The following is a 10,735-nucleotide window of genomic DNA, read 5'->3' on the forward strand; positions in this document are numbered from 1 at the left end:
TATTCCACATTGATCAAAATAATGTCTCAAGATTGGTGCAAATCCAACAGGTTGCGTTTGAACATTTTTTATAACTGGCAGTCGCAATGATAGAGCCCTCCTTAACTTAACTGNAAAGACTCTACTTTTTTGTGAAAAAAATCTAGTTTAATTTCAAGTAGTTACGATTGATTATGGTGAATTATATTAAAAAATTGGGTGTATGCTCTAAAAATTAGACTTTTTCGACCGATTTTATTGATTTTTAAATTTATAAAATTCAAAATGGGAACAAGCGAAATCCAAGATATAGGATGTCTGGACAGGTTTAGATGCCCAGACTCCGGCCCCGGGATCCCTGGAAACTGAAGGGTCTGACGAGCCGATCATATAATCTCGGCTGGCTGCAATCCTTGGTTTGGGTTTGAGCACAGATGGGAGAGGAGACGAAAATTTGGCCACCAAAAGTCTGTCAAGAGTGCCGATGGTATTTCTACCAGCAATGCCGTCCTTTTTAAGGGAGTGATCGGATTGGAAATTCTGGACAACGCCTGTGGTTTCTTTTCCGAAAATACCATCTGGAGCCCCATTTTTAGCTATGGAAACAGACAATTTATACCCCATATCCATAAGCCCTCCCTGGAGAAGGGCAACCCCCGTCCCCCTTGACCCTCTGGATAAAGCAGGGCTATTGGCATATGCCTTGGCGATATCTTTGTTTGATGCAAAAATATGATACTTCAACGTCATATTCACCTCCATTGTCTATGCTTAACTCACAGATTTATTGAATTCCATACCAATATGTAGAAATCATGTAAAGAGATACCAAACCCACGGACAATTTAGGGACTTTTTTTCGAGGTTCGTGTATATATGCCCAAAGAACGACGTTTTTGGTAACTTTAATCTCCTTCAGAACAATTCGTCTTATTGAAGTGGAATTTAGGCACAATGATCCAAATCTGATGAAAAACGGACACAGTAAAATAGCACACAACGATACCTATGCAAAAACTGTAAAAAAATGCTTCCAACTCGACTCTTCCTATAATGCCTGGCGTCCCGGCGTCAAAGAGCAGATAGAGAAACAAACGCTGAACAGTAGCGAGGTGATGGATATCAGCAGGAATTTGGGCATTGCAAAAGGAACGGTTATTTCCGAACGTAAAAAAAAACGTCGGCGGAAGTGAATCCGTATTACCCGTCTGGAGAAACGGCTCTGCCCATGGATGTTGCAATTAGGCTTAGCGAAGAAGGCGATGAATTCTGGAGCTATGTCAGTAAGAAAAAAAACCAGCGTTGGACATGGTAGCTAATCGAAAGAGAGACAGGGATTATTCTTGCATTGCATAATGGTAAACGGACGGATTAAAGCTGCCGCCCGTCTGATGGAAAAATTGGCTGATTTCCCAATAAGGTATTTCCATACAGACAATTGGCAGAGTTATGGCAAATTCATTCCGTCTGAAAAGCATATCATCGGGAAAGATAATACATAGAGGATTGAAAGGCGGAATCTGAATTTCAAAATCCATATCAAGCGCCTGAGTCGAAAAACAATCTGCTTTTCAAAAAACGAAAATATTCACGACATTGTCATTGGCATGCACATCAACCGATATTATTCCACTACTGGTTCTTTCATGGACATGACGTGAATAGTTCCGGACTGGGCAGGGCTTTACCCACGGCCCTGGGATTTGTGCTGCGCCCCTCTAACGAGCTGTCCAAACACTATTTAGAAGGCTCAATGTTCCAGATATCCCGGGCATACTCCCTGACAGCTCTGTCGCTGGAGAACTTTCCCATATTTGCCGTATTTAAAATGGAACATCTGGTCCATTGCTCCTGGTCCTGATACAGGGCACTGACCTTTTCCTGGGCCTGGATAAAGGCGCGGTAATCGGCAAGAACTAGATAGCGGTCTCCAAGGGCCATCAGCGAATCCCAGATGGGCAGAAAAAGATTGGGCTCTCCCGGAATAAAATGATTAAGCCTGACCATATCCAGTGTAGCTCTCAGCTCTTCATCACTGTTGTAATACTCCCAGGGATCGTATCCTTGGGCTTTTTTCTTTTCAACCTCTTTGGCAGTCAGACCGAAGATAAAAATATTGTCGTCACCCACCTCTTCCATGATCTCGATATTGGCACCGTCAAGGGTGCCGATGGTAAGCGCCCCGTTTAAAGCAAATTTCATGTTTCCGGTTCCTGACGCTTCAAGCCCTGCCGTTGAAATCTGCTCTGACAGCTCTGTTGCGGGTATGATCTTTTCAGCCTGGGAAACACAATAGTTCGGCAAAAACACAACCTCAAGCTTGTGGTTCACGTCCGGGTCATTATTCACGATATCTGCAACAGAATTGATCAGCTTGATGATCAGTTTTGCCTGGACATAGGCAGGCGCCGCTTTGCCGGCGAATATTACCGTCCTTGGCACAATCTCTTTGGCCGGGTCCTTTTTTATCCGGTTATACAGGGTGATGACATGGAAAATATTTAACAGCTGACGTTTGTATTCGTGAATCCGTTTCACATGAACATCAAACAGTGTATCAGGGCTGACATCTCGATCCACTTTTCGCTTGATATATTTTACCAAACGCACTTTGTTCTTCCATTTTACCTGACGCCACTTTTCACGAAATCCAGGATTGTCCGCATGGGGAATCAGCTTTTTGAGTTGGTCAAGATCGGTAATCCAGTCCGGCCCAATGGTTTCGGTAATAAGGGATGATAAAGACGGGTTCGCCTGGAGCACCCACCGCCGGGGGGTTACGCCATTGGTGACATTGATAATTTTTCCAGGAAAAACAATGTTAAAATCATGAAATAATTTATCTTTGAGAATCCTGGAATGAAGGGCGGCCACGCCGTTTACCGTATGGCTTCCCACAATGGCCAGATGGGCCATGCGCACCCTTTGTTCCGGGCCGTCTTCAATAATGGAGATCCGGTGTAATAACTCGGAGTTGTCCGGATACTGTTTTTCCACCATCGTTAAAAACCGTCTGTTTATCTCGTAGATGATTTCCATGTGACGGGGCAGTAACTTTGAAATCAGGCGAACCGGCCAGGTCTCCAGGGCTTCGGGAAGTACTGTGTGGTTAGTATAGGCGAAGGTGTTTACTGAAATTTCCCAGGCATCATCCCATTCAAGGTCTTCCACATCCAGCAACAGGCGCATGAGTTCAGGAATGGCAATGGCAGGATGGGTGTCGTTGAGTTGGACCGCAACCCGGTCAGGCAACAGTTTGAAATCGGGGTTGTGCTTTTTAAACCTGCGCACGATGTCCTGAAAGGTGGCAGCCACAAGAAAATACTGCTGTTTAAGGCGAAGTTCCTTACCGACCTCTTTCTCATCATTGGGATAAAGCACCTTGGAGATATTTTCCGTGAGCACCTTGCTTTGCATAGCACCCATATAGTCGCCCTGATTAAACTCCTGCAAAGAGAAATCCTGACTGGACATGGCTGCCCACAGCCGCATGTTGTTCACATTCTGGGTACCGTACCCCGGGATAAGAATATCACAGGCCATGGCATTGATATCCAACGTATCCACCCACCGGTAACGAAGTTTACCTTTACTGTCTTTATAGAGTTCGGACCTGCCGTAGAATTGAACATTGGATAAAAATCCCCGGCGCTTGAATTCCCAGGGATTGCCCCAGCGCACCCAATTATCACATTGTTCAACCTGATACCCGTTGACAATGGTTTGATAAAATATGCCGTAATCATACATAATACCATAACCATATCCCGGAATATTTAAAGAAGCCATGGAGTCCATGTAGCATGATGCAAGCCTGCCCAATCCCCCGTTGCCAAGGCCGGCATCCCATTCCTGCTCCTCAATCTCCTCCAGGGTGAACCCGGTTTCTTCCAGGGTTTTTTCGCATGCTTTGTTCAATTGCATATTGGTGACATAATTCATTAAAAACCGGCCGGGCAAAAATTCAAGGGAAAGATAATAGACACGTTTCGCACTTCTATCGTAGAAAGAACGCTGGGAGTTAAGCCACCTTTTAACCAAGCGGTCACGGACACTGTAAGCCAGTCCCTTATAATAAGTATCTTTCCTGGGGGGATAAAAATCGTTTCCCAGGGTTGTCATGATGTGATGTTTGATATCTTCGTTAAGATTTGTGGCAGGCTGGTCATCGGTTTCCGGAGCTTTGCCCGGATAGCTTCTTTGGTTTTCCATGATGCACTTCCCCACTTATGATAAATACGGTTATCCCGTCGTAAACAAAAGAATCTGAATTTTCTGTCAATCTACATAAATTGCATATAGATATCAATTGATATTTCTCATTGCAGGGTTTCGCCGGATATATAAAAAAACCGTTATACCGGGGAGTTCAACCCCATAAAAGTTAATCCTCCCGGGCCTTTTTGCAGCCGCCGCTTTTTTCTCCGGTGCCCGGCTCCAGCCCCAGGTGCTCGCGCACGCTGCAGATATCATTGCCTTCCACCACCCAGGAGCCGTCCTGGGCCACCACCAAGGGTACAAAAGAGATATCAGCCTTTTGGAGCAGATCAACGGTTTTGCTTATACGTTGCTCCGCTTTTTTACAATCTTGAACTGCGTCGTCCGGCTTCAAGGTTTTATATGCACCATATCCCAGGTGTTTGCAGATGACCTGGGTCGTCATGGTTTTGCTCTTTTCACCCAGAACCGGATATATGATCAGTTTCAGGGCAAGGCCCGTTTCCGCAGCAACTTCTTCCAGGCCGTCAAGAAGCGCCTTGCAGTGGCCGCAGGCCGGATCTGAAATAACATAAACAAACTTGTCCGTCGACCCGCCCGGCGCAAAGCTCAAAGAAACCAATTCCGCCAGATCGGCAGCATGGGTTTTAAAAAAAACTTTACGCATATTAATAGCCTTTGCCTCTCTCTCCTTGGCTTTTTTTCGTTCTGCACTGGCAACGTCAGACAAGCTGGACATGGTCTTCCGGGTTATGGATACGCCATTTTTATACAGCGACCCGGCCACAATAAAATCTTTGCCTGCGTATACCGGCGCAAGACCGCCGTCGAAAGAGAGTACGGCTTCACAAAGAACACCCTGCTCTTTTTTAAATACCACTTTTGCATCTTTGGGCACAGGCACCTGGGATTTTATCCACGCCAGGGTAACATGGTCGCATACCGATTCTGCACTGCTTGAAGAAACACCGGGTAAAAGTATAAAAAGTGCCGGCATGAAAATAATAAGGCGCTTAAAAAGCGTTATGCATGTCATGATCTTATTCCTTATAGAATTAATGCCCCAGTACCGGTGAAAGACGGGGACTTCGGGTATAAAACACCTCCACATTTTCAATGTGCAAAAATAAACGCCGTATCCTTGCTGCCTTGATCCGTGCTTTTTCCACACTTTGGGCCGGTATTTCATTCTTCTTATACCAAAGATCCGGATCTGATAAAAATTCAATCAGATGGGTTTCAGCCTGGTCTGCATTCTTACAGGATTTTACAAGATGGGGGGTAAACGCGGGGCCGTATTGTTTATCTGCTATTTTCTGGGTCTGCTTTCTGGCATCTTCCCATAAATTATCCGGGTCCAAAAGAATAATAGGCGCCAGAGGATTTTCATGAATTTTCATGGATGTGATGGTGATGCCCAGCTCCTCGGCACTGCCGTACCCACCGGTGTTGATCACAGGCAGATTGCTCAGTTTCTGCAGATGATCCTGGCGGGCCAGGCGAAGGCCCTCATTATATTTAATCAACCCGTCACAGGTGGTTAAAGAGGCCTGATTTTCCCCTTCCAGATCAATGGCAATGCCCACGCTCATGATATTGTGCCGGCGGGCCAGGTCATTGGCTTCCTTCATCAGACCGGGGCCGCCGCCATGGACAATGCCCATTTCGTCACCCAGACGCAGGGCCAGACGATTGATCAGGTCAATGGTCAGGCGATTGTCCACATCTTTTGTATGTGACCCGTAAAAGGCAAACCAGAACCGTACCCGGTCAAAACGCTCCCAGTCATCAGGCTCCATGAAGCACCCATGGTAAAATGAATACAGCTTGCCGATCACAGGGTCATATCGCATGAACTCGCACCGGTTTTGCCCGGCATGGGTTAAAGAGATCATGTGCCGTATATCGTCGTCAGCGAAAGATGGATTCTCCGCATTGATAAGAAACGTGCATAACCCGGTTCTTCGGAGCGCATCCACCACTTCCCGCTCCGGAAACTGCTTGCCGATGAACACCCGGGAATTGACCCCACCCAATACGGACAACTTGCCAAGGGTCTCCTTGAGCGTGTCACCAATGGTATGGGGAATCGTAGGCTCATGGCGGCGCTGGGTGCTTTTTGCCAAACAGTTTTTAATGATCTCCAGCTGGGCCTCCCCTTTAATATCCTGGGCCTGGGGCACCTGGATAAAATTACCCTTGTTCAGAATAAGGCCCAAGGCATTTTCATCAAGAATATCGAACAGGTTTGATACCTCGGCATGGGTGAGCAGATCGCACAGCCGGTACCCCTCCTTTACCCTGGCCTTTTCCAGGGGAACGGTCAAGGGGTTATTACTTCTAAAAAACCGAATGCGGATACGGATATCACTCAAAGGAACCGGGGTTTTTCCCTGATGATACAACTCCACCTGCCGGTTTCTGAAAGTCCGGAAAGGATCCAGCACCCTGGCAGGCAGATGGATAATATCTTCTTTTTCCGGGGAGACCACGGCATCGATGATCCCATAAATGTCACCCAAAGAGATCTTGACGGCCCCTACAAAAAGCGCACCCGGATTAAGAAGGGTCTGCGCCGGATCCATGGGCACCCTGGATCGAATGGCATTCAAGGCACTTCGCCCCTTTTTAATCACCGCACCAATACTGGACCGGATCATGGCTGCCGGTTCAAAACAATACTGGAAAGATGAAAGCGCCACTTCGATATAATCGCAATTTTGTCCGGTTACAGGATCAATTTCCTGACAGATATCAAATCCTTCATAATAGCCCTTGCCCACCCGGTTGCCCACAAAAAGGCGTTTATGCAGATAATGGCGGACATCCCGGATACGCAGTTCTGGGTCCATGACCACCAGCCGGCCGATCTCATCTCCTGTCTCAAACAGATCCAAGACATTGGTCAAAAGGGGGTTTAGATTTTGAATCATACCGGGAAGCAGAATCTTTGATCCGTCAATTTCCGGCGTCGGCGGGGGGTCTCCGGGCATGTGTGTGTCCGTAAGCAGACCCATCTGGGCATTTCCGCTTCTGCCGGAAAAAAACCAGGGTTTGCCTTCCTTTAAGGCGGATACAATATAATCCGACACTTTGGGGAACAAAAACCGAACATCCATCTGCGCTTCTCCGGAGGTACGGAGGGCAATGGTATCAATATATCCGTCCGGACTGACTATCTGGGGTATGTCCATTAGAAACCTTATTCTCAAGTGAACCTGTGCTAAAAAAGCTGAACAATCAAGGGGGAAGCATAAATCCGGGCTACTTATTCGTCAAGAAAAAATACAATTAGGCATACGTCCTGATTCCTTATCTAATCCTATTTCAAAACTAATTTTCAATGAATATTTGAATCATAGAGTGGCCGCCAGTTGTGATCGTGCGCCTTGGAAACCTGCAGTTAAAACGACTCTGAATATTGGGGTCAAATTTGAAGGAAAGGAGGTGATGAAAAGACCCCGCAACACTGCCATAATCTGATTTGCCCCAGTTTCATATAACGGCCACGGGCCGTCCTTGGTCTGTCGAGACCCAGACTTCTGCCCACAACAAAGATAGAAAGAATCCAGGTACTTGCTGGAGACTTTCATATAAAAATTCATTCATTTTAAAGGAAAAGGAATCTACCAAATGCTGACACTTAAAAACCTTAAAAAAAGCGGCCTGATTACCGCCATAGCTGTTATTTCACTATCCCTTTGTATTGGAACCGCTTTTGCCGGCAAAAGAGTTAAACGAAGCAGAACCACCGACCCTAAGTACATTTTTTACTTTATCGGTGACGGCATGGCTAATGTCCAGATTCACGCTGCCGAAGCCTACCTGGCAGCCCTTGTTGAAGATGATGCTGTTCCCGGAAGCAATAAAGCCGAACTTTTGGCGATGAGCACTGAGTTCCCTGTGCAGGGCATGTCCACCACCTTTGCCGACAATCGTCTGATTACTGATTCAGCTGCTGCCGGGACTGCTCTGGCCTGCGGTAAGAAGACCACCGTTGGCGTAATTTCACAAACCCCTGACGGAACCTCCATTGCAACACTTGCAGAAAAAAAGCCAAAGAAAAAGGTATGAAAGTGGGTATCATCACTTCTGTGACCATCAACCATGCCACGCCTGCTGTTTTCTACTCCCATAATACGTCCCGGAACAATTACTTTGACATCGCAACTGACCTTGCAAACTCAGATTTTGATTACTTTGGCGGTGGATTCTGGAACAGAGATACCGACAGCGATGTGGAAACAACAGCAACTGACAACGGTTTCACCATTACCTTGGATTTGGCCACGCTCCAGGCCCAGCCCAACGGTTCCCGGGTAATCGCTTTTGACTCTGCCCAGGACTCAGGCGGCCATAAGGGTGCCCTGTATTATGACATGGACCGTGGTTATGTAAACGGCATGTCCCTGGCCGATTTCACCGAGCAGGGCATCCGTCTGCTGGACAATAAAGATGGTTTCTTCATGATGGTTGAAGGCGGCAAAATCGACTGGGCCTGCCATGCCAACGACGCCCGGGCTGCCATTGAAGACACTATCGCCTTTGACGATGCCATTAAAGAAGCCATTAAATTTTACAACGAACATCCTAACGAAACCCTTATTGTTGTCACCGGGGACCATGAGTGCGGCGGTATGACCATCGGATTCGCCAGCACTGCTTATGATACGTTCTTTGAAATTCTGGATAACCAGACCATGTCCTTTGAGTATTTCAACGCAACTGTTCTGGCCGCCTACAAAACCACACATTCCGGCGTTGCTGACATTGATGAGGATATGAAAGCCATCATGTCAACTAACTTCGGGCTGGTCTATGATGACCTGAATGCTTATGAGAAAGAGTTGATCGAAGGCGCTTTCGACAAAACCATGAGCGGCGCCACCGTTAATACATCTGAAGAAGATAGCCTGCTTTACTCAGGATACGAACCGCTGTCCGTAACCCTGACCCATATCCTTAACCATCAAGCCGGTATTGCTTTCACTTCTTATTCCCATACCGGCGTACCTGTAATGGTTCTCGCCAAAGGTATGAACGCATCAGTGTTTGACGGTTTTTACGACAACACCGATGTGGCAAAAAGAATTGCCCAGGTCATGAATGTTGACCTTGAGAACTAATTAATAAACCTGCCGCGCCTCGTCGGCCAATAGCTACGCTACTGGTGCGGCACATTTTAGAATGTTTACCGAAAAAAAGAAGGATTTATGGCCTATCTGCAAAAACACCCGGATACCCTGCTGGCATTTTTATTTGCCGGATTGTGCTGTTTTCTGTTTTTAATGCCCACGGGATACGAGAGTCTGATCCCTCAAGACTCACAATATGACCGGGCACGGGTCCTGGACGTGGACAATTCGGATATCATGATTCATTCCATCGTAAAAGCCGGCACTCAGGAACTGACGGCTGAGATGCTGACCGGGCCATTCAAGGGACATCAGGTCAAGGTAATTAATGCCCTGAAGGGGAAAATGGAGCTGGACGAACTTTTTACCAAAGACCAGATCATTCTGGTGGAATACTCAGCTGCCAACGGAAAAATCAGGACAGCATACAGCCGCGGTCATTATCGCATCAGCCAGGAACTATGGCTTTTGGGCTTATTTGGGCTGCTCCTGGTTGTGGTGGGCGGTTGGACCGGTATCAAGGCGCTGCTCTCTTTTGCATTGTCCGGCCTCATGCTTTGGAAGGTCATGGTGCCTTTATTTTTAAAAGGGTATGACCCCATCCCCATTGCCCTTGGTGTGGTGGCTTTTCTAACCCTGGCCATCAGTTTTCTGGTTGGGGGAGCCACCAAAAGAGGGATGGTCACCTTTCTGGGGGCTTTTCTGGGACTGGTCTTTACCTGCATCCTGGCCCTGTATTTTAACCAGGGTTTCAGGATTCACGGTGCGGTCCGTCCCTTTGCCGAAACCCTTCTTTACTCCGGTTTTTATGATCTTAAAATCACCAGAATTTTTCTTGCAGGAATTTTTATTGCGTCATCCGGTGCGGTCATGGATCTTGCCATGGATATTGCCGCATCCATGGATGAAGTAAAAAAAAACAAGCCGGACATTTCACTGAAAGACCATATTAAATCAGGAATGTCCGTGGGCAGGGCTGTGATCGGCACCATGACCACCACCCTGCTGCTGGCCTACTCCGGGGGATACATGACCATGATGATGCTGTTCATGGCCCAGGGCGTGCCCTTGGTTAACTTTTTCAACATCAACTATGTGGCGGCCGAAGTGCTCAACACCCTTGTGGGAAGCTTCGGCCTGGTGACTGTAGCCCCGTTTACGGCGGTGGTGGGAGGTTTTGTCTACCGGTTCCGGTCGGATCATATCCTTAAGGAAAACAAGGCCCATACATCCGGGAAAAAGACAAAGATAGCCTTCCCCAACGCAAATTGAATCATTTTTAAAAAGGCTATGTTCCCTTTAAATGTTGAAACTCAATAAATGATTTCTATCTTTTGGATATACTCCAAGAAGGAGGAAATCATGAAAAATAAAGACTTTTCACAATTATTGCTTAAAATCAC

8 protein-coding genes and 1 pseudogene are annotated in these 10,735 nt (G+C 46.9%); 5 read left to right on the forward strand and 4 right to left on the reverse strand.

Features of this window, described 5'->3' with window-relative positions; all coding sequences use genetic code 11:
• Positions 1-234 precede the first annotated feature (234 nt).
• Positions 235-729 (reverse strand): peptidoglycan-binding domain-containing protein, encoded by a 495-nt coding sequence (locus B147_RS0102940; RefSeq protein ID WP_020585761.1) that lies wholly within the window; start codon positions 727-729, stop codon positions 235-237.
• Positions 730-947: 218 nt separating this feature from the next.
• Here B147_RS0102940 and B147_RS27230 point away from each other — a divergent pair, with 218 nt between their 5' ends.
• Together B147_RS27230 and B147_RS33390 are read left to right on the forward strand one after the other, a co-directional pair.
• Entirely contained in the window at positions 948-1,172 is a 225-nt protein-coding gene (locus tag B147_RS27230) for a hypothetical protein (RefSeq protein ID WP_020585762.1), read from the forward strand.
• A 198-nt stretch (positions 1,173-1,370) separates the two neighbouring features.
• A pseudogene (locus B147_RS33390) lies at positions 1,371-1,640 on the forward strand (IS1 family transposase).
• 76 nt (positions 1,641-1,716) lie between these two features.
• Here B147_RS33390 and B147_RS0102955 read toward each other — a convergent pair.
• The 3 genes from B147_RS0102955 to B147_RS0102965 form a co-directional block, all read right to left on the reverse strand.
• Positions 1,717-4,191, reverse strand: a complete 2,475-nt coding sequence (locus B147_RS0102955) for a glycogen/starch/alpha-glucan phosphorylase (RefSeq protein WP_020585764.1) — start codon at positions 4,189-4,191, stop codon at positions 1,717-1,719.
• Positions 4,192-4,363: 172 nt separating this feature from the next.
• Positions 4,364-5,233, reverse strand: a complete 870-nt coding sequence (locus B147_RS0102960) for a thioredoxin domain-containing protein (RefSeq protein ID WP_020585765.1) — start codon at positions 5,231-5,233, stop codon at positions 4,364-4,366.
• Positions 5,234-5,252: 19 nt separating this feature from the next.
• Complete coding sequence (locus B147_RS0102965) at positions 5,253-7,391, reverse strand: LOG family protein (RefSeq protein WP_020585766.1); 2,139 nt, start codon at positions 7,389-7,391, stop codon at positions 5,253-5,255.
• 439 nt (positions 7,392-7,830) lie between these two features.
• Here B147_RS0102965 and B147_RS33095 point away from each other — a divergent pair, with 439 nt between their 5' ends.
• The 3 genes from B147_RS33095 to B147_RS27240 all read left to right on the forward strand — a co-directional run bounded on the left by B147_RS33095 (position 7,831) and on the right by B147_RS27240 (position 10,604).
• Positions 7,831-8,271: an alkaline phosphatase gene (locus tag B147_RS33095; RefSeq protein WP_051085645.1), complete on the forward strand. Its 441-nt coding sequence runs from the start codon at positions 7,831-7,833 to the stop codon at positions 8,269-8,271.
• Positions 8,268-9,323 (forward strand): alkaline phosphatase, encoded by a 1,056-nt coding sequence (locus B147_RS29670; RefSeq protein ID WP_051085646.1) that lies wholly within the window; start codon positions 8,268-8,270, stop codon positions 9,321-9,323. The genes B147_RS33095 and B147_RS29670 overlap by 4 nt, the downstream gene beginning before the upstream one ends.
• Before the next feature lie 87 nt (positions 9,324-9,410).
• Positions 9,411-10,604 (forward strand): YibE/F family protein, encoded by a 1,194-nt coding sequence (locus B147_RS27240; RefSeq protein ID WP_020585767.1) that lies wholly within the window; start codon positions 9,411-9,413, stop codon positions 10,602-10,604.
• Positions 10,605-10,735 lie beyond the last annotated feature (131 nt).

This window comes from Desulfobacter curvatus DSM 3379, assembly GCF_000373985.1.
GTDB lineage: Bacteria > Desulfobacterota > Desulfobacteria > Desulfobacterales > Desulfobacteraceae > Desulfobacter > Desulfobacter curvatus.